The 22,513-nt window shown below is 73.8% G+C and carries 25 protein-coding genes; 13 read left to right on the forward strand and 12 right to left on the reverse strand.

Going from position 1 to position 22,513, the window contains the following annotated elements; all coding sequences use genetic code 11:
- Positions 1 to 189: 189 nt before the first annotated feature.
- Complete coding sequence (locus ACQP10_RS17360; RefSeq protein ID WP_346021691.1) at positions 190 to 975, forward strand: SAM-dependent methyltransferase; 786 nt, start codon at positions 190 to 192, stop codon at positions 973 to 975.
- Between the two features lie 148 nt (positions 976 to 1,123).
- On the opposite strand, the gene ACQP10_RS17365 is transcribed toward ACQP10_RS17360, so the two are convergent.
- From ACQP10_RS17365 to ACQP10_RS17390, 6 genes are all read right to left on the reverse strand, one after another.
- Positions 1,124 to 1,363 (reverse strand): type II toxin-antitoxin system RelE family toxin, encoded by a 240-nt coding sequence (locus tag ACQP10_RS17365; RefSeq protein ID WP_179823599.1) that lies wholly within the window; start codon positions 1,361 to 1,363, stop codon positions 1,124 to 1,126.
- Positions 1,360 to 1,656, reverse strand: coding sequence for a type II toxin-antitoxin system prevent-host-death family antitoxin (locus tag ACQP10_RS17370; protein WP_179823597.1), 297 nt, complete (start codon positions 1,654 to 1,656; stop codon positions 1,360 to 1,362). Before ACQP10_RS17370 ends, ACQP10_RS17365 begins: the two co-directional genes overlap by 4 nt.
- 136 nt (positions 1,657 to 1,792) lie before the next feature.
- Positions 1,793 to 3,079 (reverse strand): glycosyltransferase, encoded by a 1,287-nt coding sequence (locus tag ACQP10_RS17375; protein WP_433541724.1) that lies wholly within the window; start codon positions 3,077 to 3,079, stop codon positions 1,793 to 1,795.
- Positions 3,072 to 3,674 (reverse strand): TetR/AcrR family transcriptional regulator, encoded by a 603-nt coding sequence (locus ACQP10_RS17380; protein ID WP_392571743.1) that lies wholly within the window; start codon positions 3,672 to 3,674, stop codon positions 3,072 to 3,074. The genes ACQP10_RS17375 and ACQP10_RS17380 overlap by 8 nt, the downstream gene beginning before the upstream one ends.
- 139 nt (positions 3,675 to 3,813) lie before the next feature.
- Positions 3,814 to 4,806: a hypothetical protein gene (locus tag ACQP10_RS17385; protein ID WP_179823591.1), complete on the reverse strand. Its 993-nt coding sequence runs from the start codon at positions 4,804 to 4,806 to the stop codon at positions 3,814 to 3,816.
- Positions 4,807 to 4,819: 13 nt separating this feature from the next.
- On the reverse strand, positions 4,820 to 5,353 hold the full coding sequence (locus ACQP10_RS17390; RefSeq protein ID WP_433541725.1) for a hypothetical protein: 534 nt from the start codon (positions 5,351 to 5,353) through the stop codon (positions 4,820 to 4,822).
- 473 nt (positions 5,354 to 5,826) lie between these two features.
- Here ACQP10_RS17390 and ACQP10_RS17395 point away from each other — a divergent pair, with 473 nt between their 5' ends.
- Together ACQP10_RS17395 and ACQP10_RS17400 are read left to right on the forward strand one after the other, a co-directional pair.
- Positions 5,827 to 6,408 carry a hypothetical protein gene (locus ACQP10_RS17395; RefSeq protein ID WP_392571745.1) on the forward strand — a complete coding sequence of 194 codons (582 nt, stop codon included), beginning with the start codon at positions 5,827 to 5,829 and terminating at the stop codon, positions 6,406 to 6,408.
- A 318-nt stretch (positions 6,409 to 6,726) separates the two neighbouring features.
- Positions 6,727 to 7,851, forward strand: coding sequence for a Vgb family protein (locus ACQP10_RS17400; RefSeq protein WP_399500672.1), 1,125 nt, complete (start codon positions 6,727 to 6,729; stop codon positions 7,849 to 7,851).
- Between the two features lie 181 nt (positions 7,852 to 8,032).
- Here ACQP10_RS17400 and ACQP10_RS17405 read toward each other — a convergent pair whose 3' ends face one another.
- From ACQP10_RS17405 to ACQP10_RS17420, 4 genes are all read right to left on the reverse strand, one after another.
- Positions 8,033 to 8,953 (reverse strand): oxidoreductase, encoded by a 921-nt coding sequence (locus ACQP10_RS17405; protein WP_399500673.1) that lies wholly within the window; start codon positions 8,951 to 8,953, stop codon positions 8,033 to 8,035.
- A gap of 255 nt (positions 8,954 to 9,208) precedes the next feature.
- Positions 9,209 to 10,051: an aldo/keto reductase gene (locus tag ACQP10_RS17410; protein ID WP_346021683.1), complete on the reverse strand. Its 843-nt coding sequence runs from the start codon at positions 10,049 to 10,051 to the stop codon at positions 9,209 to 9,211.
- Positions 10,052 to 10,447: 396 nt separating this feature from the next.
- A complete protein-coding gene (locus tag ACQP10_RS17415; protein WP_433541726.1) occupies positions 10,448 to 11,353 on the reverse strand; it encodes a cation diffusion facilitator family transporter in 906 nt (301 codons plus the stop codon).
- Positions 11,353 to 11,766 carry an ArsR/SmtB family transcription factor gene (locus ACQP10_RS17420; protein ID WP_346021681.1) on the reverse strand — a complete coding sequence of 138 codons (414 nt, stop codon included), beginning with the start codon at positions 11,764 to 11,766 and terminating at the stop codon, positions 11,353 to 11,355. The genes ACQP10_RS17415 and ACQP10_RS17420 overlap by 1 nt, the downstream gene beginning before the upstream one ends.
- Positions 11,767 to 11,880: 114 nt before the next feature.
- Here ACQP10_RS17420 and ACQP10_RS17425 point away from each other — a divergent pair, with 114 nt between their 5' ends.
- The 3 genes from ACQP10_RS17425 to ACQP10_RS17435 are packed head-to-tail and all read left to right on the forward strand — an operon-like array spanning position 11,881 to position 13,459.
- Positions 11,881 to 12,357, forward strand: coding sequence for an ArsR/SmtB family transcription factor (locus tag ACQP10_RS17425; RefSeq protein ID WP_399500675.1), 477 nt, complete (start codon positions 11,881 to 11,883; stop codon positions 12,355 to 12,357).
- On the forward strand, positions 12,354 to 13,112 hold the full coding sequence (locus ACQP10_RS17430; RefSeq protein WP_399500676.1) for a cation transporter: 759 nt from the start codon (positions 12,354 to 12,356) through the stop codon (positions 13,110 to 13,112). The genes ACQP10_RS17425 and ACQP10_RS17430 overlap by 4 nt, the downstream gene beginning before the upstream one ends.
- The gene (locus ACQP10_RS17435) at positions 13,109 to 13,459 is read left to right on the forward strand and encodes a DUF3703 domain-containing protein (RefSeq protein WP_346021678.1); all 351 of its coding nucleotides are present in this window, start codon (positions 13,109 to 13,111) and stop codon (positions 13,457 to 13,459) included. Before ACQP10_RS17430 ends, ACQP10_RS17435 begins: the two co-directional genes overlap by 4 nt.
- A 56-nt stretch (positions 13,460 to 13,515) precedes the next feature.
- On the opposite strand, the gene ACQP10_RS17440 is transcribed toward ACQP10_RS17435, so the two are convergent.
- Positions 13,516 to 13,923, reverse strand: coding sequence for a PPOX class F420-dependent oxidoreductase (locus tag ACQP10_RS17440; RefSeq protein ID WP_390001728.1), 408 nt, complete (start codon positions 13,921 to 13,923; stop codon positions 13,516 to 13,518).
- A 386-nt stretch (positions 13,924 to 14,309) separates the two neighbouring features.
- On the opposite strand from ACQP10_RS17440, the gene ACQP10_RS17445 reads away from it, so the two are divergent.
- The 3 genes from ACQP10_RS17445 to ACQP10_RS17455 all read left to right on the forward strand — a co-directional run bounded on the left by ACQP10_RS17445 (position 14,310) and on the right by ACQP10_RS17455 (position 18,875).
- A complete protein-coding gene (locus tag ACQP10_RS17445) occupies positions 14,310 to 16,607 on the forward strand; it encodes a HelD family protein (RefSeq protein ID WP_390001730.1) in 2,298 nt (765 codons plus the stop codon).
- Between the two features lie 217 nt (positions 16,608 to 16,824).
- Positions 16,825 to 17,166: an ArsR/SmtB family transcription factor gene (locus ACQP10_RS17450; RefSeq protein WP_346021675.1), complete on the forward strand. Its 342-nt coding sequence runs from the start codon at positions 16,825 to 16,827 to the stop codon at positions 17,164 to 17,166.
- A 68-nt stretch (positions 17,167 to 17,234) separates the two neighbouring features.
- Positions 17,235 to 18,875: a SulP family inorganic anion transporter gene (locus ACQP10_RS17455; RefSeq protein WP_390001808.1), complete on the forward strand. Its 1,641-nt coding sequence runs from the start codon at positions 17,235 to 17,237 to the stop codon at positions 18,873 to 18,875.
- 31 nt (positions 18,876 to 18,906) lie between these two features.
- Here the strand turns inward: ACQP10_RS17455 and ACQP10_RS17460 are convergent, their stop codons facing one another.
- The gene (locus tag ACQP10_RS17460) at positions 18,907 to 19,341 is read right to left on the reverse strand and encodes a cupin domain-containing protein (protein WP_390001733.1); all 435 of its coding nucleotides are present in this window, start codon (positions 19,339 to 19,341) and stop codon (positions 18,907 to 18,909) included.
- Between the two features lie 103 nt (positions 19,342 to 19,444).
- Here ACQP10_RS17460 and ACQP10_RS17465 point away from each other — a divergent pair, with 103 nt between their 5' ends.
- The 4 genes from ACQP10_RS17465 to ACQP10_RS17480 all read left to right on the forward strand — a co-directional run bounded on the left by ACQP10_RS17465 (position 19,445) and on the right by ACQP10_RS17480 (position 22,451).
- Positions 19,445 to 19,879 carry a hypothetical protein gene (locus ACQP10_RS17465; RefSeq protein ID WP_433541727.1) on the forward strand — a complete coding sequence of 145 codons (435 nt, stop codon included), beginning with the start codon at positions 19,445 to 19,447 and terminating at the stop codon, positions 19,877 to 19,879.
- Positions 19,840 to 19,986, forward strand: coding sequence for a hypothetical protein (locus ACQP10_RS17470; protein WP_433541728.1), 147 nt, complete (start codon positions 19,840 to 19,842; stop codon positions 19,984 to 19,986). Before ACQP10_RS17465 ends, ACQP10_RS17470 begins: the two co-directional genes overlap by 40 nt.
- Before the next feature lie 138 nt (positions 19,987 to 20,124).
- Positions 20,125 to 21,483 carry a serine hydrolase domain-containing protein gene (locus ACQP10_RS17475; protein WP_179823565.1) on the forward strand — a complete coding sequence of 453 codons (1,359 nt, stop codon included), beginning with the start codon at positions 20,125 to 20,127 and terminating at the stop codon, positions 21,481 to 21,483.
- Between the two features lie 200 nt (positions 21,484 to 21,683).
- Positions 21,684 to 22,451 (forward strand): NUDIX domain-containing protein, encoded by a 768-nt coding sequence (locus ACQP10_RS17480; protein ID WP_390001735.1) that lies wholly within the window; start codon positions 21,684 to 21,686, stop codon positions 22,449 to 22,451.
- Positions 22,452 to 22,513 lie beyond the last annotated feature (62 nt).

Consider the following 22,513-nt stretch of genomic DNA (forward strand, 5'->3'; position numbering starts at 1 on the left):
CCCGGATCCGGCACTTCTGTCCGGCACCGCTGTCCAGTGCCGCTGTCCGGTGACGCGAACGTACCAGCGGCGGCCGCGCAGGGCCTGTACGGGTCGCGCCGGTCCCTGGAAAAGCCTGCGATCCCGGCGGGGCATCGGCGACGATCTTCGCAGCACCGACCGCCGGCCCCCGCACGCGAAAGGCCCCCGATGGCACACCCCACCGATGGATCACGGCCCAGCTCCGCCCGTATCTACGCCCACCTGCTCGGCAGCGCGGACATCGACGGGGCGGATCGCGAAGCCGCCGACACGCTCGTCGGCGCGTTCCCCAGTGTCCGCGACGCCGGCCGCGCCAACCGCGGGTTCCTCCTGCGCGCCGTCCGGGAGATCGCCGCGACCGGCGTCACCCAGTTCCTCGACCTCGGTTCGGGGCTCCCGGTCCATCCCAACGTCCACGACGTCGCCCGCGCCCTCCACCCGGACGCCCGCGTCGTCTACGTCGACAACGACCCCACCGTGGTGTCGCACCGCCAGGCGACCGTCGACGGTGACGGCGTGGTCACCGTCGAAGGGGACCTGCGCGACCCCGAGAAGATCCTGGAACACTCACGGGTGCGCGCCACCCTCGACTTCGACCGGCCGATCGGGCTGATCGCCGTCGCGGTCCTGCACTTCGTTCCCGGAGACGCCCAGGCCATCATCTCCTCCCTGCGCGACGCCCTGGCCCCGGGCAGCCACCTGGTCGTCACCCACGCCTGCTCCGAGACCATGTCGGAGGAGGAGATCAAGATCGGAGAGGCCATCTACCAGCGGACCAGCAGCCCCGTCAACCTCCGCACCCGCGCCGAGATCAACGCGCTGTTCGACGGGTTCGACCTCCTGCCCCCGGGTCTCGTCCCGCCCGCGGACTGGCGGCCGGTCGCCCCCGGACTCGAGCCCTACCCCGAGCGGTCACATGAGATGCTGGCGGCCGTCGGCGCGCTGAGCCGCTGACCCCCTTCCGGCCGGGCCCGGCGGGGGTGGCCGTTCTCGCCGGGCCCGCCCTCGGTGCATCCGAGGGCGGCGCCGTGAACGGCCTTCCCGGCGTGTTCCACCTCGCCCGGCGTCTCGGTGACGGCGGGTACGGACGGACCCGCGTGGGTCAGGTGTTGACCTGCAGGACCCACACCGACACGTGGTCGCCGCCCCGGGTGTAGACCAGGCGGAACGTCTCGGCGCGGAACTCGAAGGCGTCCGGGATGCCGCCGTACGGCCGGGCCCCGATGGGCTCGGGGTCGGCGGTGAGGTCGAGCAGGGTGTCGGCGATCGTGGCGCGCAGGCCGGGCGCGGCCGCGCGCAGGAGTTCCCGTACGGCGGGGGTGAGCAGGAGGCGGTGCTTCAAGAGCGCCCGCCCGGGGCGGGCAGGTCGAGGTCGGCGTACAGGTCGGCCGCGCTGTCGTAGGCCGCCATGTCCGTCTCGCCGCGGTCGTGGGCGGCGATCGCCGCGGTGACGCCGGCGATCTCCCGTTCCCGGCGCAGGCGCAGCAACTCCTCGTACTCCTCTTCGGAGATGAGGACGGCGCGTTCGCCGGCGGAGCGGCGGATGCGGGTGGCCTCGTGGCGGTGGGCGGCGCGGGCCACCAGGACGCCGAGGTTGTTGCGCGCCTCGACGATGCCCAGTGCGTCGTTCGTCATGCCCTCCACCATACGCACATGGTGTACACCCTGCGCAGGATGCTCAGGATGTACACCCCCGGACGCCGGTGGGCGGGCCCGGCGACGTCCGGGACGGCCCCGGCGGTCCGGCCGTGTCAGGCCGTGTCCGGCCGTGTCAGCCTCCGGAGGCACCCTCGTTCCGGCCGGTGAGGGCCTCGAGCTCGGCGACCGCCCGGTCGGTGGCCGTCTCGGCGGCGATCTCGGCCGCCAGCCGCCGCGCCTCGCGACGGTAGGAGGGCTCGTGGAGGACGCGGCCGACCGCTCGGGCGATCGTGCGGGGTGAGGCGTTCTTGCTCACGATGATCCCGGCGCCGGCGAGCTCGACATGCCGCGCCACCTCCGTCTGGTCGCGGCCGAGCGGCACGCAGACCAGGGGCACCCCGGCGGCCAGGGACTTGACGGCCGTCCCGTGGCCGGCGTGGGTGATCGTCACCGCGGCGTGGCGCAGCGCGACGCCGTGCGGGGCGGCCGCGGTGACCAGGACGTTGCCGGGCGCGCGGATCGTCGCCGGGTCCACGGCCGGGCCGGTGGTCAGCAGCCCGCGCACCGGCAGCGTGCCGAGGGCTTCGGCGATGCGCTGGAGTTGCGTGCGCTGGTTCATGAACGATGAGCTCAGGCCGACCAGGACCAGGGGCGCGTCGCCTTCCGGCAGTTCGGGAAGCTCCGGCTTCCCGGCCCAGGCCGGGTCGTCGAGCCGCGGGCCGACGTGCCGCAGGTGCGCGGGGAAGCGCCTGCCGGGGTGGTCCAGCGCACGCGGGGACAGCACGAGCAGCCGGTCGACGCGGTCGAACGCCTCGACCACCGAGGCCACCGGCGGCAGGCCGTGTGCGGCACGGGCGGCGTTCAGCGCCGGCAGTCCCTTCCCCCACGGTTTGACGGCCATTCGTGCCAGCGCCCGGTCGCGCAGACGTCCCAGCGCGCCCGAGGCGGGGGCGAGGCCCAGACCGGGCGGTGGCGCCCCCGGGGTGGGGAACGGATAGAGGGTCGTCACCAGCGAGGCCACCGGGATCCCGGTGGCCTCGCCGCCGGTGAGCGCGCCGAGCAGCATGTGCTCGGCGACCAGCACGTCGGCCGGGCGGGCCCGCAGCTCGGCCAGTGTGTCCCGGGCGTAGTGGGCCGCGGGGCCGCAGACGATGCGGTCTCTCAGCCGGGCGAGCGCGCCCAGCGGCGTGCGGGCCTCGAAGTCCTTGATGACGTCCTTGGCCGGATCGGCGGCGTCGCCCTGGGGCGCCGTGGTCCAGGCGATCGCTTCCACGCCGGCGGCGGCGACCTCCTCGTGCAGTGACGTGTCGGCCAGCACCCGGACGCCGTGGCCGCGTTCGTGCAGCGCGCGGGCGATCGACAGGACGGGCGGCACGGCTCCGCCACCGGACCAGGTGGCGAACAGGAAGTCCTTACGCATCGCGTCTCTTTCGGGGGTCGATGGAGGTCAGCAGGTCGCGCATGGCACGTTCGGCGTCCTCGCGCGACAGGCCGAGGTCGCGCCGCCACAGTTTCCACAGGTAGACGTCCGTGGCGGCGTAGTGCAGGTTCAGCGTGTGCTCGCGGGCCGGGCCCGGGGCCGGGAGGCGGTCGGCGAAGACCCGTTCCAGCCACGCCCGATGCTGGGCGCGCGCATGGGCGGCCGCCCGGGCGGCCGCCGGGACACGGTCCATCTGCGCGATCCAGAGCACGCCGGCGTCGCCGCGGTGCTCGTAGTCCGCGAAGAGCGTCGCCACGATCGCCGCCACATCGCCGACCGGCGCCTGGCGGGCGACCTCCGCCTGCGACGCCACCTGGTCGGCGACGGCGTCGGCCAGTCCGTCCTTGCCGCCGAAGTGGTTGACGATCGTCTGCACCGACACTCCCGCCTCGTCGGCGATGTGCTGCAGCGTGACGTCGTCGTACCAGCGCCGCGTCCACAGCGCGGCCGCCGCCTCCAGCACGCGCGCACGCGTGGCCTCCACGGCCGCGGCGCGGGCGCCCATGCGGTACGGGCGCCTGGCCCCACTTTCCATGGAGTCATGTTTATATTCAATTGAGGGAAAGGTCAACCGAAAATCGGCTCGCCCTGGACCAGGCCGGGGTCCACGGTGACGGCGGCCTGAGACCCCGGACGATCGGGCGTGCCGGCTCGCCGCCTCCGGCTCCGCCCTGTCAGCGTGCCGCCGGGCGCTGGCGGCGGGCGACGACGAAGAGCGTCCCCGCGCCGGCGAGCGCCATCAGCGCGGTCAGGGCGAGCAGCGTCGTCATCGAGGAGTCGAGCGCGGCCGGCCTTCCCCGGCCGCGGTTGGCCGGGAAGGCCAGGCTGCCCGAGACGGTGTGCGTGATGCGCCCGCTTCGCAACGTGAGCTGGAACTTCCACGGCCCGTCCGGAAGCCGGTCGCCCAGCGGGATGGTCACCCTGCCCGTCTGGTCGGGGGCCAGGGTCGTGCCGGGAGGGACCTGGTAGGGGCCCGCCCGTATTCCGCTGGGACCGTCCGACAGCGTGAGCTGCCCGGACAGGTCGATGGCCCGCTCGCCCGTATTGCGTACGGTCGCCGCGATCGACGGCCGGCCGTCGTCCAGGCGATGGGGCACCACCTCGCCGATGCGGAACTGCGACGGCGGCTCGCCCTCGGGGCCGACGTCGAGATAGACACGGATCCCCACGCGGTTGACCAGCGCGATGTTCCGCCTGGCGTTCGGCCGCCCGGTGGACACCTGCGCCCAGATGACGCCGTACTGCTCGCCCTTGGTCGCCGGCTCCGGGACGCGGACGGTGGCCGTCACCTGCGAGCTGCCGTGCGGCGGCACATCGACGGCGGGACGGTTGAGCTTGATCCACGAGGTCAGCTCGTTCTGGGTGCGGCCCGGCGCGAAGGTGAACCTGCCCTGTCTGATGTCCGCGGCGGCCGCGTACAGCTTCACGTGCTGCCGCCGCGGGGAGCTGTTGGTGATCTGCAGGCGCCGGCTGAAGGTGGTTCCCGGGTTGACGTGGTCGACGATGAAGATGCGCGCGCGGGGGTCGTCCATCCGGTTCTCCGGCGCCTCCAGCAGGACGATCCCGATGGCGCCCTTCGCCTGGGGGCGCGGCGGGTCGGCGGCCGCGACCGCCGCGCCGAGCCCGCCGGACACCGCGAACGCGAGCAGCGCGGCCGGCAGGCTCACCCGCGGGAGGATGTCAGGCGACAGAGTGGTTCACCGTCCCGGTGTAGACGCCGGCGACCGCGCCGGCGGGGACGTTGATCACGACGGTCGGGTTCCAGGTGGCGGAGTTCGCGCCGGAGCCGGTCGTCTTGCTGAAGGCCGTGCGTGAGAGGTCGAGCGACTGCGCGGCCGCGGCGTTGGCCTGGCCGGGCACGAAGGTGCCGCTGCCGGTGGTGCCGGTCGCGGCCCCCGACCAGTACAGGACGGCGGTGTTGGGGATGGTCTCCGGTGCGGTGCCGCCGCCCGTGGTGAACCCGCCGGTGGCCGCGACGACCGACGCGGTCCAGGTGGCGGCCAGCGTGGCCCGCTGGTCCGACACCGTGATCGAGCCGAGCTGGCCGCTGATCTGCCCGCCCGGGGCTCCGCTGCCGATGTTGACCGGCCCGCTGGGCACGGTGATCGTCAGCCCGTCGGGGGCGGTGACGGTGAAGGTCACCGTGGTGGAACAGGTGGTCGAGGCGGGACAGGTGCCCGCCGTGGCGGGCAGCGCGGCCGTCAGGGCCGCCACCAGGCCCGTGACTCCCCAACAGACTGTGCCGAGACGGCGTGCGGACATGGCCGCTCCTTTTTCATCCCGTCCAGGCCCACGTCAGGACCTGTGTACGCGGCCCATCCTGAACAGGGAGATCAACGAGGAGAACCGTTGGATGTGGTGTCTGCCGACTCTTCATCACCACCTGTACAGTCTTGGCGGTCATGCGGGATCACCAGACCCCGTCCATGCCGCAGGGCGGCCGATCGGACGGCCGCGCCTTCGGCGGGCGGCGCCGCCGCCCGCCCCCGCCTGCTCCGCGCCCGCCGCCGCACCTGCCCGCGGCCCCGGAGCAGGACTTCCAACCCGGTCATTGCCAGGGGATTACCTGTCCCGGGCGGCGAAGGGGAAGGAGGCCGTACCTCGATGATCTAGGCTGTCGATCGGTCCTCCCGCCGACGGCGAACCGGTGCCTGGGCACGTCGCCAAGACATCTGTGAGGAGTCGGCATGAGCAAGGCCCGTACCGGCGTCTTTTCCGCGAGAGCTCCGCTGGTGCCGCCGTGCCTGGCCGGGATGCTGCTCGTCCTGGCCGCACCGGCCGCCGCCGGCCCCGTCCCGGGCTCGCCGGCCGTCCGCATCGCCACGGTCGCCCTGCGCGCCGATACCCTGACGATCACCGTGCCCGGATCGGTGGACCTGGGCAGCGGCCCGGCCGGCGACTCGATCAGCGCGTCCATGGGCACGGTGACCGTGGCCGACAACCGGGGGGGAACCCCGTCGTGGACGGCGACCGCGGCGGCCACGAACTTCACCACCGGGTCCGGTACGCCCGCGCAGACGATCACGAAAGGCAACGTCGCCTACTGGTCCGGCCCGGTCACCACCTTCTCCGGCAGCGCCGCCCGGAGCGCCGGGCAGCCGACGGCCGACCAGCAGGTCGCCCTGTCCTCGCCGGTGACCGCGTTCACCTCGCGCAAGCTGGTGGGGATCCCCACCTCCACGAGCTGGGCGCCGACGCTCGTCGTCACCGTCCCCTCCACCGCCGCCCCCGGCGTCTACACCGGGGTCGTCACCCACTCCGTCGCCTGAGCCGCCCTGCCGGAAGGCCCGGCCCGCGATAAGTTGGGGCTTTCCTGACCGGCCACGGACCGTGCGTGATCGAAGGCGGCCGGTGACCCTGCCAGATTGGGTTCGCCGGGCCGGACACGGGCCGACGACGGCGCCCGGAGCGCCGCCCGGGACGAGGTCGTGCCGATGGCGCGGCACCCACGACTCCCCGGTTCCACAGCGCCACGGCGCTCGACGTCCCGGTGCTCCGCCGCGGGGTCTCACGGGGTGTCTCGGACCGCCGGGCGTGACCCGGCGACCGGCCCGCGCCCGTGCCGAACGTCTGCTGAAAGGGATGTCATGCGTCATCGCACTCGACGCCTCGGGTATCCGCTGGTCGCCCTGGCCCTGGCCATGACGGCGATCGCGCCCGCGTCCGCGGCGGTCTCCGCCCCGCCAGGGCCGTCTCCGCTGCGGCCCTGGGTGAAGCTCTGCCTCACGCTCAAGCGGATGCCGGAGCATCGCGGGATCCGCTGCCACTACCCGCCCGCGCCGCGGCCGGCGCCGCGGCCCGCTCCCCGGCGCGTGGCCGAGGCGCTGCGCGCTCCGGCGATCGACGAACTGCAGATCCCCACCATCCCGTCGACGCCGGTGGGGCTCACGTCCGGGCCGGACGACGCGATCTGGTTCACCGAGAACTACGCCAACAAGATCGGCCGCGTGACCACCGGCGGCGCGTTCACCGAGTACTCCCTCCCCACCTTCGACGCCGAACCGGCCCACATCACCACCGGTTCCGACGGCGCCCTGTGGTTCACCGAGTCCAACGCGGACAAGATCGGGCGGATCACCACCTCGGGGACCATCACCGAGTACAGCCTGTCCACCCCCGGCGCCTTCGTCTGGGCCATCACCGCCGGCCCCGACGGCGCCCTGTGGTTCACCGAGTCCAACGGCAACAAGATCGGGCGGATCACCACCTCGGGGACCATCACCGAGTACAGCCTGCCGGCCGCCGATTCGTATCCGATGCGCATCACCACGGGACCGGACGGTGCGATCTGGTTCACCGAGGCCCTCGCCGGGAAGATCGGGCGGATCACCACCTCGGGAACCATCACCGAGTACACGGTCCCGTCCACCGGGGCGATGCCCATCGGCATCACCACCGGCCCCGACGGCAACCTGTGGTACACCGACGGGAACGGGAAGGTGAGCAACGTCACCACCTCGGGCGTCTTCACCGAGTACGCGGTGAGCGATCCCAACAGCTTCCCGTGGGGCATCACCAGCGGCCCGGACGGCAACCTGTGGTTCGTCGAGCAGGTCGGCGGCAACGTCGCCAGCGTCACCACGGCGGGGACGATCAATGAATACCCGCTGCCCACGAACCTGGCCGGGCCGTTCGACATCGTCCTGGGGCCGGACGACAACCTCTGGGCCACCGAGGACTACGTCGACCAGCTCGCCGTCATCACTCCCTGACCCGTGCCGGACCGGCCGGTCCGGCGGCCCTCCCCCGGTGGGAAGGCCGCCTGACCGGTCGCGCCGCGGGACCGTCTCGTCCGCGCATCCGTTGAAGCGCCGCCGGAGGCCGTCCGGCTCCATGTGCCACCGCCACCCGGTTGACGTGCCGCCGGAGGCCGTCCGGTTCCCCGTGCCGCCGTCACCCGGCCCCGTGCTCGCCGCCGACGGCCGAAAGGGCCGCCATCTCCTCGTCGGAGAGCCGCAGCTCGCCGGCGGCCACGTTGGCGGCCAGGTGAGCGGGGTCACCGGTTCCCGGGATGGCCAGCACGTGCGGTCCCTGGTGGAGGGTCCACGCCAGCCGGACCTGCGCGGGCGTCGCGCCGTGCGCGCGCGCCACGGCGAGCACCGTCTCGTCGTCGGTCCCGAGCGCGCCCGCCTCGCGCCCGGCGCCGGCGATCGCGAAGAACGGCACGAAAGCGACGCCCTGGGCGCCGCAGGCCCGCAGGAACTCCCGATCGGCGGCCGGCGCGCCGAGGCCGTAGGAGTTCTGCACGCAGACCACCGGCGCGATGGCCCGGGCCTCGGCCAGCTGGCCGGGCGTGACGTTGGAGACGCCCAGGTGGCGGATGAGCCCGGCGTCGCGCAGACCGGCCAGCGCGCCGAAGTGCTCGGCGATCGAGCCGGACCCGCGGCTCGGCGGAACGCGGAGGTTCACCACGTCCAGGTGGTCGCGGCCGAGCTGGCGCAGGTTCTCCTCGACCTGGCCGCGCAGCTGCTCCGGAGCGGCCCACCACCACTCCCCCGACGGGTCCCGGCCCGGCCAGACCTTGGTGGTGATGACCAGGTCGTCCGGGTACGGGGCCAGCGCCCGGTTGATCAGTTCGTTGGCCGAGCGCAGCGAGGAGAAGTAGAACGCGGCGGTGTCGATGTGGTTCACCCCCAGCTCGACCGCGCGCCGCAGTACGGTGATCGACCGTTCCCGGTCGCTGGGCACGCCCAGGTCGAAGGCGGCGCTGCCGGTGAGGCGCATCGCGCCGAGCCCGACGCGGTTGACCGTCAGGTCGCCGAGCTTCCAGGTGCCCGCGGCCGCCGCGGTGGTGGGCACATGCAGGTCTGACATGGGTCTCCTTGGTGAGAACGGTGAACGGCGGAAGCCGGATGCCCGGCTCGCCGCCCGGGAAGCGGCTCCGGCGCAAGGGGCTCGGCCGTACCGGGAACGGCTGCCCCAGGCATGAAAAAGAGCCTCCTCGGTGGACGGGGTCCGTACCGGGGAGGCTCAGGTGTCAGTGGAGATCATATCGCGGACCCGGGGCCCGCCCCCTCCCGGCGGCGGCCGGCGCGGTGGCGGTGACCGGGCCCCGGCCGCCGGGCGAGGTCAGTCCGGCAGGTAGTCGAAGGTGTCCGGATTCGGTCCGACCCGTCCCCGCTCGCCCTTGTCGAGTGAGCTGATCGCGTCGACCTCCTGCGGGGTGAGGGAGAAGTCGAACAGGGCGAAGTTCTCCGCCATCCGCTCGCGCCGCATCGACTTGGGGAAGACGATGTCGCCGCGCTGGATGTGCCAGCGCAGGACGATCTGCGAGGCGCTCCTGCCGTGGTCGGCGGCGATCTCGGCGATCTTCGCGTCGTTCAGGACGGCGCCCTGCCCGAGCGGGCTCCACGCCTCGACGGCGACGCCGTGGCGGCGGGACGCCTCGCGCGCGGTGTCGTTGGTGAAGTAGGGGTGCGCCTCGATCTGGTTCACCGCGGGCACCACCCCGGTCTCGGCGATGATCCGGTCGAGGTGGTCCGGCTGGAAGTTCGACACGCCCGCGGTACGCAGCCGGCCGTCGGCGACCAGGTCGGTGATGGCCTTCCAGGTCGAGACGTAGTCACCGTCGTACAGGGTGGGCAGCGGCCAGTGCATCAGGAACAGGTCCAGCCGCTCCAGGCCGAGCCTGGCCATCGTCTCGTCGAAGGAACGCCGCACGTCGTCGGGGCGGTGCTTGTCGTTGGCGAGCTTGCTGGTGACGTACAGCTCCTCGCGGGGGATGCCGGAGGCCGCGATGGCCCGGCCGACGCCCTCTTCGTTGCCGTACATCTGGGCGGTGTCGACATGCCGGTAGCCGACCTGCAGGGCCTGGCCGACGATGTCGGCGGTCTGCTCGGGCGGGATGAGATAGGTGCCGAAACCCAGCTGCGGGATCTGTGTCTTGTCGTTGAGGGTGATCGTTGGAACCATGCCTTCAACGTACCCACGAAACCCCAGGTGAACGGGGGTGCCGGTGATGCCGCCACCTATGGAGGCCGGAGACCGTGTCGCGGGCCGAGGGCCGCAGCCCTCTCCCCGGCCGGCGTCCACCGCGTGCCGGGTGAGGACGGCCGGGGCCGACGGCAGGTCTGGGAAGCCTTCCGGTGAAGGACGGCCTGCCGTCGGCGCGGTCCTCACAGGAACAGGAAACCGATGGCCAGGGCGGCGATCACGGTGCCCAGCGCGATGGCCAGGGCGATCTCCCTGGCACCGGCGCGATCCTCGCGGCGGATCCAGGCCAGGTCCGGACGGCGGCGGGGCCGGCAAGGGGGGATGCCATGGGGGCTCTCCGAACGAGGGGGTGGGTGTCGTGGGCCTGGAGGTGGCTCACCAGTTCAGTTCGTCGCAGCCGCGGTGGTCGGCCGGTTCCACCTGCAGCGTGGCGTGGGCCACGCCATGACGAAGGCGCAGCAGGTCGCGGGCCTGGTCGAGGACGGCGTGGTGGTCTTTCTGGTCGGCGGTGACCAGGTGGGCGGTGGCCACGTTCATGCCGGAGGTGAGGGTCCACAGGTGCAGGTCGTGCACGTCGCGCACGCCGTCGATGGCGGCCAGGTCGGCGGCGACGGCGGAGGCGTCGATGCCCTCTGGCACGTGCTGGCCGAGCACGGCGAAGACCTGACGGCCGAGCGAGATCGCCCGTACGGCGACGAACGCGCCGATGGCCAGGGCGATGACGGTGTCCCAGTACGCCTGCCCGGTCGCGGCCACCAGCCAACCGGCGGCGATGACGCCGACCGAGCCGGCGGTGTCGGCCACGACCTCCAGGTAGGCGCCCTTGACGTTGAGGCTTTCGCTGGCGCCGGAACGCAGCAGGAGCAGCGCGACCAGGTTGACGGCCAGGCCGAGAGCGCCGACGATCAGCATCGGCCCGGTGGAGACCTCGGCGTTCTGGCCGATGCGGCCGATCGCCTCGGTCACGACGTAGACCGCGACGCCCAGCATCAGCACGACGGCCAGCAGAGAGGCGAAGATCTCGGCCCGGTAGGAGCCGTAACTGCGGCGGCCGGTGGTGTCGGGGCGGGTGGCGATCCTGGTGGCGACCAGCGCCGCGCCGAGGGTGACCACGTCGGCGGCCATGTGCCCGGCGTCCGACAGCAGTGCCAGCGAGCCCGACAGCAGGCCGAAGACCAGTTCGACCACGAAGAAGCCGCCGATCAGGACGAAGGAGACCGCCAGCCGCCACCGGTGCCGGCCGCCCGCGTGTCCGTGCCCGTGTCCGTGTCCGGTGCCCATCAGGTGGTCCCGTCGCGCTCGGGGTGGAGGAGCTCGGTGTGCTCGATGTGGGCCAGCGCCACATCGAGCAGCATCCGCACGTGCGGGTCGGCCAGCCGGTAGTAGGCCATCCGGCCGGCGCGGCGCGCGGTGACGATGCGGTGCGCGCGCAGCAGGCGCAGCGCGTGGGAGGCGGCCGACTCGCTCTGGCCGGTCACCGCGGCCAGGTCGCACACGCACAGCTCACCGTCCAGCAGCGCGACCAGCAGTCGCAGCCGGTTCGGGTCCGACAGCAGGCCGAAGACGTCGGCGGTGTCGGCCAGGTCCTCGGCCGCGGGCATGCGCTCGCGTACGGCGACGACCCGGTCGGCGTCGACCACTTTGACCGTGCAGCCGTCCACCGCGACGACGCCATCATCTGAATATTTATTCATATGAGCAATATAGGGGGAGATCGGGAATATCTGTCAAGATCGACGCTCCGGGGCTCGATGCCCGCTCCACCATCCCCTTGCCACGGCATTCCCAATTCGAGCTATCATCGCCATATGGCGATTGATGATGATGCCGGCCGCTGCGTCAGCGCCGACATCGCCGCCGGCATCTCCCCGGCGGCGGCTCTGTTCCACTCCCTGGCCGATGAGAACCGGCTGCGCATCGTGGCCCGGCTCGCGCGCGGCGAGGCCCGGGTGGTCGACCTGGTCGGCGAGCTCGGCCTGGCCCAGTCCACGGTCTCCAAGCACCTGGCCTGCCTGCGCGACTGCGACCTGGTCGACTACCGCGCCGAAGGCCGCCAGTCCTTCTACTCCCTGACCCGCCCCGAGCTGATGGATCTGCTCGCCTCGGCCGAGCATCTGCTGGCCGCCACCGGCCACGCCGTGGTGCTCTCCCCCATCCACGGCACCCGGCACGGCACCGCTCACGGCGCAGCCGACGCGCGCGGCACGCTGCGGGCCGAACTCGACCACGACCTGGAACACCTCGACCAGCGGGCAGGCGAGATCGAAGGGAAGACGGTGTCATGACCACGCTCAACCTGCCCGCCCCGGACCGGCGCACCTTACTGCGGCGCCGCATCCGGTTGCTGGTCGCGGCCACCATCACCTACAACGTGATCGAGGCGGCGGTGGCCATCACCGCCGGCACCGTCGCCTCGTCGGCCGCCCTGATCGGCTTCGGCCTGGACTCCATCGTGGAAGTCGCCTCCGCCGCCGCCGTGGCCTGGCAGTTCTCCGCCACCGACCACGAGAAGCGGGAGAAGACCGCGCTGCGGATCATCGCGATGTCGTTCTTCGCGCTGGCCGCCTACGTCACCTTCGACGCCGTGCGCGCCCTGCTGGGCGTCGGCGAGGCCGAACACTCCACCCCCGGGCTGATCCTGGCCGCCCTCAGCCTGGTGATCATGCCGTTCCTGTCGTACGCCCAGCGCCGCGCCGGTCGCGAGCTCGGCTCCGCCTCCGCGGTCGCCGACTCCAAGCAGACCCTGCTGTGCACCTACCTGTCGGCGGTGCTGCTCGTCGGGCTGGCGCTCAACAGCCTGTTCGGCTGGTCCTGGGCCGACCCGATCGCCGCCCTGGTCATCGCCGCCGTCGCGGTCAAGGAAGGCCGCGAAGCCTGGCGCGGGGACGCCTGCTGCGCCGTCCCCACCTCCGCCCCCACCTCTCTCTCCGCCGACGACACCGTGCCCGTCACCGCGTCCGTCACCGCGTCCGGGGCGGACGGCTGCGCGGACGGCTGCTGCTCACCCATCCAGAAGAACACGCGGGAGGACCAGCGATGATCGGCCGTCCGATGCCCGAGCGGGTGCGGGGCGCCTACCGCGCCGAGATGCGCGCCGCCCGCACCGCCACCGAGCCCGGGGCGCGCTGGCGGCACCTGGAGCGCGCGCACATCATCTCCCAGCCCTGGCCCTGGCCCCACACCCGCAACCACATCGCCATGTTCGCCCTCGCGATCGCCCAGCGCGACCGGCGCGAGGCGTTCGGCCAGGTCGTCCGGATCATCGTCGCCGCGCCCGGCAGCGCCCTGGGCCGCTACCCCGAGGGCAACACCGGCCGCGCCACCGTGAGCCTCACCCAGCCGATGCCCCTGCCCGACGATCTGGCCGCGCTGCTGCAAACCGCCTGAACCGGCTCCCTGTCCGCCTCGCCTGCCCCCTGCCCGACCTCGGTCCTGCGGTCCCGTCACGCCGCGTGGCCCAGCACGCGTCGCGGCGTGATCCGGATCACCACGCGCACGTTCTCCGGGGGGAGCCGGAGGTACTCCTCTCCGCCGCCGGCGCCCTCGTACTTCTCCGCCAGCTCCACCGCCAGTCGCCTTCCCTCGTCCTCGGTGACCGTCGCGAGCCCGCGGACCTCGATGTATCTGTCGGGATCCGAAAGGTCGAACACGCTGAGGCTGGCGCGCGGATCCCGTTCCAGGTTCAGGACCTTGCGTCTGCCGGCCTGGGAGGAGATCACCACGTCGTCACCGTCGGTGCCGACCCAGACGACCGAGGTCTGAGGGCTGCCGTCGGGGTTGAGAGTGGCGAGGATGCCGATGTTGGGGGCGCCGAGGATCTGCCGTGCGGAGTCGCTGAGGGTAACGCTCATGATCGGCAGCCTACGCCCCGGAATGTTCCGACGGCCTGGCATCCGCGCACCTGACGCGCCTTGCCCGGCGAGCAGATCGCCGAGCGGCGCCGGAACTCCCATGACCGAGGTCGGGGACGAATTGGGTGTTGGTCCCGCGTTCCGGCCGGGGCTTTCCGGCTCCGGAGAAACCGCCGCGCCGAAGCGGTCCGCCTGGCCGCCCGGGCTCAGCGGGGCCTTACGCCAGTACCGGTCGAGGTCTTCGGGAGTGGAGACCAGGCCGCCGCTGGGACCGAACTCTTAGATGGGCAGCCGGTCGGTCGGAATGGCGGAAGAAAAGGGAGAGCGCTATGCTCAATCCCTCTCTCAAAAAGCTCAGAATTCCTCGTTAGGAGTTTATCAGAGAGATGGAGATCCGTCAACACGAATCCGCTCTCGCCGCCGCGCTGCGCGCCGAGCAGGCCTACGTCACCCGGACCTACGAGCGGCTCGACGCCGTCCGGCGGCACACCCGCGCCGCGCTGGAGGAGGCATACGGGCGCGAGACCGGCGGCCTGCACCAGGCCCGCTACGAGCGGGAGGTCACCGCGGGCGAGTACGCCCGCCGCCTGGCCCGCCTGGAGGCCGTCGAGCACGGCCTGTGCTTCGGCCGGATCGACGACGCCGACGGTGACACCCGCTACATCGGCCGCGCCGGACTGCGCGACGCCGACGGCGAGATCGTCCTGACCGACTGGCGGGCCCCGGCCGCCCGCCCCTTCTACACCGCCACCCCCGGCGACCCCGGCACGCTCGTGCGCCGCCGGCACCTGCACACCCGCGACCGCGTCGTGGTCGGCCTCGACGACGAGGTGTTCGACCTGGAACGCCTGGCCGAGGGCGAGCGCCGCGCGCTCGTCGGCGAGGCGGCGCTGCTGGCGGCCCTGCGGCGCGGCCGTACCGGGCGGATGGGCGAGGTGGTGGCCACCATCCAGCGCGAGCAGGACCGGGTGATCCGCTCCGGACTGGCGGGCGCGCTGGTGGTGCAGGGCGGGCCCGGCACCGGCAAGACCGTCGCCGCCCTGCACCGGGCGGCCTTCCTGCTCTACACCCACCGCGACGTGCTGGAACGCCGCGGTGTCCTCATCGTGGGCCCCAACGCCACCTTCTCCCGCTACATCGGCCGGGTGCTGCCGTCGCTGGGCGAGACCGACGTGGTGCTGTCGTCGGTCGGGCAGCTGTACCCGGGCGTGCACGCCGTCGCCGCCGACTCCCCTGTCGCCGCCGCCCTCAAGGGCGACCTGGGCATGGTGCGGGTGCTCGCCGCGGCGCTGCGCGACCGCCGGCGCGTCCCCGACGGCGACCTGGAGGTGGACGTCCCGGTGCGCACCTCGCTGCGCGACGGCGTGGAGGTGGTCGTGCGGTGGATGACGTTGCGGGCCGGCCACGACGACTGCGTGCGCGCCCGCGACCGGGCCGCCCACGCCCGTCTGCCGCACAACGCCGCCCGCAAGCTGTTCGTGATGGACATGCTCAGGGCGCTGGCCCTGGACGAGGCCCGGCGACTGGACGCCCCGGACACGGAGGAGGACCTGCGCCACGCCCGCCGGGCGCTGTGGGCCCATGAGCAGGTCCGCCGGGCGCTGGACGCGCTGTGGCCGCCGCTGACCCCCGAGGAGCTGGTCGCCGGCCTGCTGTCCGACCCGGCCGCGCTGGAGTCGGCCGCGCCCGGCCTGACCCCGGCCGAGCGCGCCGCGCTGCTGCGTCCGTACGGCGCGCCGTGGACGACGGGCGACGTCCCGCTGCTGGACGAGGCGGCCGAGCTGCTGGGCGAGGACATCGGCGACGCCGAGGCCGCCGGGACGTTCTCCCGCGCCGAGCGTGAGCGGGCCGAACGCGAGGCCGACGAGCGGTACGCGCTGGGCGTGCTGGAGTACACCGGCCTGTTCGAGGACGACATGATGGAGGCCGCCGCGCTGGCCGACCGCCACCGCGCGCCGGACCCGGAGACCACCACCGCCGAGCGGGCCGCCGCCGACCGCCGCTGGGCCTACGGCCACGTCATCGTGGACGAGGCGCAGGAACTGTCGGCCATGGCCTGGCGCACCGTGATGCGCCGCGTCCCGGCCCGCTCGCTGACCATCGTGGGCGATCTCGCCCAGACCGGCTCGCCGGCCGGGGCCCGCTCGTGGGACGAGATGCTCGACCCCTACCTCGAAGGCCGCCTGCGCACCGAGCAGCTACTGGTCAACTACCGCACCCCGGCGGAGATCATGGAGGTGGCCGCCGACGTCCTCGCGGCGGTCGCCCCCGGCTCGCAGCCGCCGGAGTCGGTGCGCGACGGCGGCGCTCCCCCGCGCGCCGTACGCCTCGACCCCGGCCTCCCCGGAGGCCGCGCCGCCCTGACCGCCCTGGTGCGCGACGAGTTCGCCGCGATCGGCGAGGGCCGCCTGGCCGTCATCGTCCCCGACGCCCGCCACGAGGCGCTCACCGCGCTCTTCCCCCGCGACGGCGACGTCCTGGACTCCCCCGTCGCGGTCCTGACCGTCACCGCCGCCAAGGGGCTGGAGTTCGACGCCGTGGTGGTCGTCGAGCCCGGCGAGATCCTCATCCAGTCCCCGATGGGCGGCAACGACCTGTACGTGGCGATCACCCGGGCGACCCGGCGCCTGACCGTCACCTGCCGCGGCGAACCGCCGCCGATGCTGTCGCGTCTGCGCCTTTGACGTCCCGCCCTGTCACCGGGCGGCTCCGGCCGTCGGGCGGGACGCGCCGCGATGATCGGTCGCGCCGGATCCGCCGGCCGGGGGACGCCAGGGTCCCGTCGCTCCCGCCGGACGGCCCGGCGCGACCACCGGGTACCCTGGCGATTGGCTTATTGCGAATATTCGCAATTCATAAGATGCGACGGCCGGGTGGGCCGGACGGTGAGGAGGCCCCCTGATGTCAGTGCCGCTGTACAAGGCCAAGGCGGAGCTGTTCCGGCTGCTGGGTCATCCGGTGCGGATCCGGGTGCTGGAGTTGCTGCAGGACGGGCCGATGCCCGTGCGCGACCTGCTGGCCGCCATAGAGGTCGAGCCGACGGGCCTGTCGCAGCACCTGGCCGTGCTGCGCCGTTCGGGGATGGTCAGCGCGCACCGCGACGGCTCCACCATGGTCTACGAATTGTCCGGCGGGGATGTGGCCGAGCTGCTGCGCGCGGCCCGCAGGCTGCTGACGCAGATGCTCGCCGGACAGCGTGAGCTGCTGGGCGAGCTGCTCGAGGCCGAGAACGGCGCCTCGTGAACACTCCCCCGTCCTCCCTGGGGGCCCGGGTCCGCTCGCTACTGCCCGAGCGCGCCGAGCTGGCCGCGATGGGCCGCCGCCCCCGCCGCGACCTGCTGGCCGGGCTCACCGTGGCGATCGTCGCGCTGCCCCTGGCGCTGGGGTTCGGCATCTCCTCGGGAATGGGCGCCGAGGCCGGACTGGCCACCGCCGTCGTCGCCGGGGCGCTGGCGGCGCTGTTCGGCGGCTCCGGCCTGCAGGTGTCGGGCCCCACCGGCGCGATGACGGTCGTGCTGGTGCCGATCATGCACGAGCACGGCGCCTCGGGCGTGCTGACCGTCGGCGTGCTGGCCGGGCTGCTGCTGGTCGCGCTGGCGCTGGGCCGCGCGGGCAGGTACATGGCCCTGGTGCCGGCTCCGGTGGTGGAGGGCTTCACCGTCGGCATCGCCTGCGTGATCGGCCTGCAGCAGGTGCCCGCCGCCCTCGGCGTGCCGGTCCCGGACGGCGACAAGGTCACCGCCGTGGCCTGGAACGCCGCGCGTGACTTCCTCGCCCACCCGGGCTGGCAGGCCCCGACCGTCGCCGTCGCGGTGGCCGTGTCGATGCTGGCGGGCGCCCGGTGGCGGCCCGCCGTGCCCTTCTCCGTGCTGGCCGTCGCCGCCGCCACCGCCGCCGCCGAGCTGGCCGGCCTGCCGGTCGCCCGGATCGGCGACCTGCCCGCCGGGCTGCCCGCTCCCTCCCTGGCCTTTCTGGACGTGACCGCGGTGCCATCGCTGCTCGCCCCGGCGGTCGCGGTCGCCGCGCTGGCCGCGCTGGAGTCGCTGCTGTCGGCCGCCGTCGCCGACGGAATGAGCGTCGGTCACCGCCACGACCCGGACCGGGAGCTGTTCGGCCAGGGACTCGCCAACCTCGCCGCCCCGCTGTTCGGCGGCGTCCCGGCCACCGGGGCGATCGCCCGTACCGCGGTCAACGTCCGCTCCGGCGCGGGATCCAGACTGGCCGCCCTGGCCCACGCGGGCATCCTGGCCGTGATCGTCTTCACCGCCTCCGGCCTGGTCTCCCGGATCCCGCTGGCCGCACTCGCCGGGGTGCTGCTGGCCACCGCCTTCCGGATGGTGGAGGCCGGATCGGTCGCGGCGATGCTCCGCTCCACCCGGGGCGACGCCGCGGTCCTCCTCCTGACCGCCGCCGCGACCCTGGCGCTGGACCTCGTCCAGGCCGTCATCATCGGCCTGGTCGTCGCCGGGGCGCTGGCCCTGCGCGCCGTCGCCCGCGACGCCCGGCTGGACCGGATGCCGCTCCGCCCCGACCTGCCCGGCGACCACACCGAGGAGGAGCACGCCCTGCTGGCCGAGCACATCGTCGCCTACCGGCTGGACGGGCCGCTGCTGTTCGCCGCCGCGCACCGCTTCCTGCTGGAGCTGTCGGAGCTCGCCGACGTCTCCGTGGTGATCCTGCGCATGTCCCGGGTGACCGCCGTCGACGCCAGCGGCGCCCTGGTCCTCGGCGACGCCGTCCGGCGGCTGCAGCGCCGCGGCGTCACCGTCTACGTCTCCGGTATCCGCGACGGCCACCACCAGCCGCTGCGGGCACTGGGCGCCATCGCCGGCCTCGACGAGGCCGGGCGTGTCTTCGCCACCACCCCCGAGGCCATCGCGGCGGCCCGTGACGGTCTGCGGCGGGCCGGGGTGCTGCCGCCCCCGGAGGCCGATGCCGCCCTGCCGGGGTAGCCCTGGCAGGGCGGGCCGGGACGGCGCGGCGTCAGCCGAGCGCGTGACCGGTGGTGGCGTCGACGTGGGCGGGAACCTCCTCGTGCCGGTCCCCGACGCTCAAGGTGCCCGACGGCTCGAACATCAGGATCGAGGCGCCGCCGTCTGAGGACGGCCGGTGCTCGACGCCGTGCGGGACGACGAACACCGAGCCCCTGGGCAGGACCACGACGCGCTCGCCGCGCACCCCGGAGCCGTCCGCCCCGGAGCCGTCCGGGCCGAGCCCGCCGTCACGCAGGGCGATGCGCAGCTCGCCCTCCAGGACGAGGAAGAACTCGTCGGTGTCGTCGTGGGCGTGCCAGACGTGCTCACCGGCCACCTTGGCCACCCGCACGTCGTAGTCGTTGACCCGGGTGACGATCCGGGGGCTCCAGAGCCGGTCGAAGGAGGCCAGCGCGGCCCCCAGACCGATGGGTTCAGGTGTCATGCGGCCATCGTGGCCGGTGGCGGCCCGCGACGGTGAGTGCTAGGAATCGCATATATCGCATGAATCCTCGCAAGGACCGGCCGGACGACCGCACCGGGTGGTCATGATCGTCGATGCGGGGTCCAACCCGTTCGAGATGGGCGTGGCCACCGAGCTGTTCGGGCTGCGCCGGCCGGAGTTGGAGCGGCCCTGGTACGACTTCACGCTGTGCGCCGCGGCACCGTCCGTGCCCATGCACAACGGGTTCTTCACGCTGTCGGACATCCCCGGGCTCGATGCCGCCGACGATGCCGACACCCTGATCGCGCCCAACCGGCCCGACCCGCTGACCAGGCCGGACCCGGCGGTGCCGGCGGCCGTACGGCGGGCCGCCGCGCGAGGCGCCCGCCTGGTGAGCTTCTGCACCGGCGCCTGGTCTTCGCCGCCCACCGCGACGGCGGCCAGCGGCAGTTCGTCGAACGGTCCGTGCCCGCCGTACCGGACACCTCCCTGGCGCCGGTGCTGGCCTGGGCCCGGCGGCGCCTGGACCGGCCGCTGACCGTGGCCGACCTCGCCGGGCGCGCGGCGGTCAGCCAGGCCACCCTGCACCGGCGCACCGGGCTGACCCCCACCGCCTACCGGGGGCGGTTTCGGCTGACCCCCTGAGCCGATGCGCGGGTTTCCGGCGCCCCGCATGAATCCGCCGTCACACGCCGCGCCCCGGCCTTGGAGGTCCCGGCGGGACAGCGGGCTCGTATGGCCTAGCCTGGGACCTCATCAGCGTCAGGACATGTGAAGGAGCAGATGGTGGCACCGGTTCTGGAGGGTACGGCCCGCGCCCTGCTGCGCAGGATCGCGCAGGAGCAGGCCGGCTCGCGGCTGCCGTCGCTGGCGGCGGTCGTGGTGCGCGACGGGCGCCCGGTCTGGTTCGGCTCCCGCGGCCGGGTGGACGGCGCCGCGCCCACCGAGGCCACCCAGTACCGCATCGGCTCCATCACCAAGAGCATGGTCGCCGTCGTCGTCATGCGGCTGCGCGACGAGGGCCGGATCGCCCTGCTCGACCCGATCGGCAAGCACGTCCCCGGCACCTCGGTGGGCGAGGTGAGCATCGCCCAGCTGCTGTCGCACACCGCCGGGCTGACCGCCGAGCCGCCCGGCCAGTGGTGGGAGCGCACCCCCGGCATGCCGGTGGAGGAACTGCTGGCCCTGCTCGGCCCGGAGACCGCCCGGCACCGCCCCGGCCGCCTCTTCCACTACTCCAACCTCGGCTTCGCCCTGCTGGGCGAGATGGTCGCCCGGCACCGGGGGACGGACTGGGCGCGGGCCGTACGGGACGAGGTCCTGGAGCCGCTGGGCATGCGCGACACCACGCCCCGGCCCCGCGCCCCGCACGCGACCGGCTACGCCGTCCACCCGTGGGCCGATGTGCTGCTGCCCGAGCCCGAGCACGACGCGGGGGCCCTGGCCCCGGCCGGGCAGATGTGGTCCACCCCCGCCGACCTCGCCCGGTGGGCGGCGTTCCTGGCCGGCGACACCGGTGACGTGCTGAGCGCCGACACCCTGGCCGAGATGCGCGAGCCGGCGACCGTCGACGACGGCGAAGCCTGGACCAGCGGCTTCGGCCTGGGCCTGCAGTTGGCCCGCGTGGGAGGCCGCCGCCTGGCCGGTCACGGCGGCTCCATGCCGGGCTTCCTGGCCTCGGTGTGGGCCGATCCCGGCGACGCGACCGGCGTGCTGTTCCTGACCAACGCCACCTCCGGGGCCAGCCGGGCCCTGACGACGGACCTGCTGGCCATCCTCGACGAGCACGAGCCGCGCCTGCCCGCCGAGTGGGAGCCGGCCGCCGTCGATCCCGCCCTGCTGGAGCTGACCGGTCCGTGGTACTGGGGGCCGGCCGCCTACGCGCTGCGCCTGCTGGGCGGCCGGGACCTGTCGCTGTCACCGATCGGCGGCACCGGCCGGGCCTCGCGGTTCACCGCCCGCGCCGACGGCACCTGGATCGGCCTGGACGGCTACTACACCGGGGAGACGCTGCGGCTGGTGCGCCGCGCGGACGGCTCGGTCAGCCACCTCGATCTCAACACCTTCGTCTTCACCCGCACCCCCTACGACCCGGCGGCCGAGGTGCCGGGCGGGGTGGACGAGGGCGGCTGGCGCGCCTGAGACGGGGCGCGGCGCGCGACAAGGCGCGGACCTGGCCCGTACGGCAGGGGCTTCCCGGGGCGGAGCCCTGCCCGGGTCGCGCGCCTCGCCGGGGCCCCGGGCCGGGGAGGGACGGCCGGGCCACCGCGCCCGCCGCCCGTCGTCGCCCTCCGGGGGGAAACCGCCGGAGGGACGGAACCTCGTGTGCCAGCATTGTGCGGGTGACCGAGCCATCGCCGCGGCGCGGCGTCGCACTCCTGGATGTGCACCGTCTCCGTCTGGTCGAGATCCCCGCGCCCCCGGTGCCGCCCGGGGAGCGGGCGGCCATGGACCGCGCGTGGGACGAGGCGGTCCGGGCCAACCCGAGCTTCTTCGACGGGCCGGTGGCCGCCTCGGCGGGACTGGAGTGGGAGGGGCCGCGCAGCGCGGTCCTGACCTGGGCGAGGATCACCTACCGGCGCTACGCCCTGCGCCTGGTCCCGGGCGCCACCGCGCGGCTGCCGCCCCTCTTCGTCAGCATCGCGCAGCCGACGGACGACGGGCGGCTGCTGGTGGGACGGATGTCGTCGTCGACCGCCGCTCCCGGCCGCTGGCAGCCGCCGGGCGGGTCGGCCGAACCGCCCGAGGACTCCGGATCCCTCGACACGGCCGCGCTCGCCCGGCACGCCGCCCGGGAACTGGCCGAGGAGACGGGCCTGGACACGGCGCCGGACGAGATGACCCTGCGGTCCATCGTCCACGGCGAGGAGGGCGACGTCGGCGTCCTGTTCCTCGCGCCGCCCCGGCCGGAGCCGCTGCTGCGTGAGCGGTTCGCGGCCCTGGTGGCGTCGGAGACGGCGCTGGGCCGGGAGCCGGAACTGGACCGGATCGCCCTGGTCCGCTCCCCTGCCGAGCTGGCCCGGCTCGGTGGGACGCAGGTGGACTACCTGGAGCCGATCGTCCGCCGGTACGCGGGATCGGCGCCCCGGAGCGACGCGGGCCCCGCCTAGTGCCGTGACCGGCCGGCGGTTCCCGGGCGGTCACCGATTCTCCGGCGGCGGCCCGGGACCGC

Origin of the sequence: Streptosporangium sandarakinum (assembly GCF_050942225.1) — a bacterium.
GTDB classification, from domain to species: Bacteria; Actinomycetota; Actinomycetes; order Streptosporangiales; family Streptosporangiaceae; genus Streptosporangium; species Streptosporangium nondiastaticum.

What these genes read in the sequence shown, in the direction of transcription:
- ACQP10_RS17395 (WP_392571745.1), top strand. Translation starts at nt 5,827, where the DNA reads ATGAGCAAGGCCCGTACCGGCGTCTTTTCCGCGAGAGCTCCGCTGGTG.
- ACQP10_RS17435 (WP_346021678.1), top strand. Translation starts at nt 13,109, where the DNA reads ATGATCGGCCGTCCGATGCCCGAGCGGGTGCGGGGCGCCTACCGCGCC.
- ACQP10_RS17445 (WP_390001730.1), top strand. Translation starts at nt 14,310, where the DNA reads ATGGAGATCCGTCAACACGAATCCGCTCTCGCCGCCGCGCTGCGCGCC.
- ACQP10_RS17370 (WP_179823597.1), bottom strand. Translation starts at nt 1,656, where the DNA reads ATGACGAACGACGCACTGGGCATCGTCGAGGCGCGCAACAACCTCGGC.
- ACQP10_RS17380 (WP_392571743.1), bottom strand. Translation starts at nt 3,674, where the DNA reads ATGGAAAGTGGGGCCAGGCGCCCGTACCGCATGGGCGCCCGCGCCGCG.
- ACQP10_RS17430 (WP_399500676.1), top strand. Translation starts at nt 12,354, where the DNA reads ATGACCACGCTCAACCTGCCCGCCCCGGACCGGCGCACCTTACTGCGG.
- ACQP10_RS17425 (WP_399500675.1), top strand. Translation starts at nt 11,881, where the DNA reads ATGGCGATTGATGATGATGCCGGCCGCTGCGTCAGCGCCGACATCGCC.
- ACQP10_RS17400 (WP_399500672.1), top strand. Translation starts at nt 6,727, where the DNA reads ATGCGTCATCGCACTCGACGCCTCGGGTATCCGCTGGTCGCCCTGGCC.
- ACQP10_RS17475 (WP_179823565.1), top strand. Translation starts at nt 20,125, where the DNA reads ATGGTGGCACCGGTTCTGGAGGGTACGGCCCGCGCCCTGCTGCGCAGG.
- ACQP10_RS17420 (WP_346021681.1), bottom strand. Translation starts at nt 11,766, where the DNA reads ATGAATAAATATTCAGATGATGGCGTCGTCGCGGTGGACGGCTGCACG.
- ACQP10_RS17410 (WP_346021683.1), bottom strand. Translation starts at nt 10,051, where the DNA reads ATGGTTCCAACGATCACCCTCAACGACAAGACACAGATCCCGCAGCTG.
- ACQP10_RS17450 (WP_346021675.1), top strand. Translation starts at nt 16,825, where the DNA reads ATGTCAGTGCCGCTGTACAAGGCCAAGGCGGAGCTGTTCCGGCTGCTG.
- ACQP10_RS17415 (WP_433541726.1), bottom strand. Translation starts at nt 11,353, where the DNA reads ATGGGCACCGGACACGGACACGGGCACGGACACGCGGGCGGCCGGCAC.
- ACQP10_RS17440 (WP_390001728.1), bottom strand. Translation starts at nt 13,923, where the DNA reads ATGAGCGTTACCCTCAGCGACTCCGCACGGCAGATCCTCGGCGCCCCC.
- ACQP10_RS17465 (WP_433541727.1), top strand. Translation starts at nt 19,445, where the DNA reads ATGATCGTCGATGCGGGGTCCAACCCGTTCGAGATGGGCGTGGCCACC.
- ACQP10_RS17455 (WP_390001808.1), top strand. Translation starts at nt 17,235, where the DNA reads ATGGGCCGCCGCCCCCGCCGCGACCTGCTGGCCGGGCTCACCGTGGCG.
- ACQP10_RS17360 (WP_346021691.1), top strand. Translation starts at nt 190, where the DNA reads ATGGCACACCCCACCGATGGATCACGGCCCAGCTCCGCCCGTATCTAC.
- ACQP10_RS17460 (WP_390001733.1), bottom strand. Translation starts at nt 19,341, where the DNA reads ATGACACCTGAACCCATCGGTCTGGGGGCCGCGCTGGCCTCCTTCGAC.
- ACQP10_RS17405 (WP_399500673.1), bottom strand. Translation starts at nt 8,953, where the DNA reads ATGTCAGACCTGCATGTGCCCACCACCGCGGCGGCCGCGGGCACCTGG.
- ACQP10_RS17375 (WP_433541724.1), bottom strand. Translation starts at nt 3,079, where the DNA reads ATGCGTAAGGACTTCCTGTTCGCCACCTGGTCCGGTGGCGGAGCCGTG.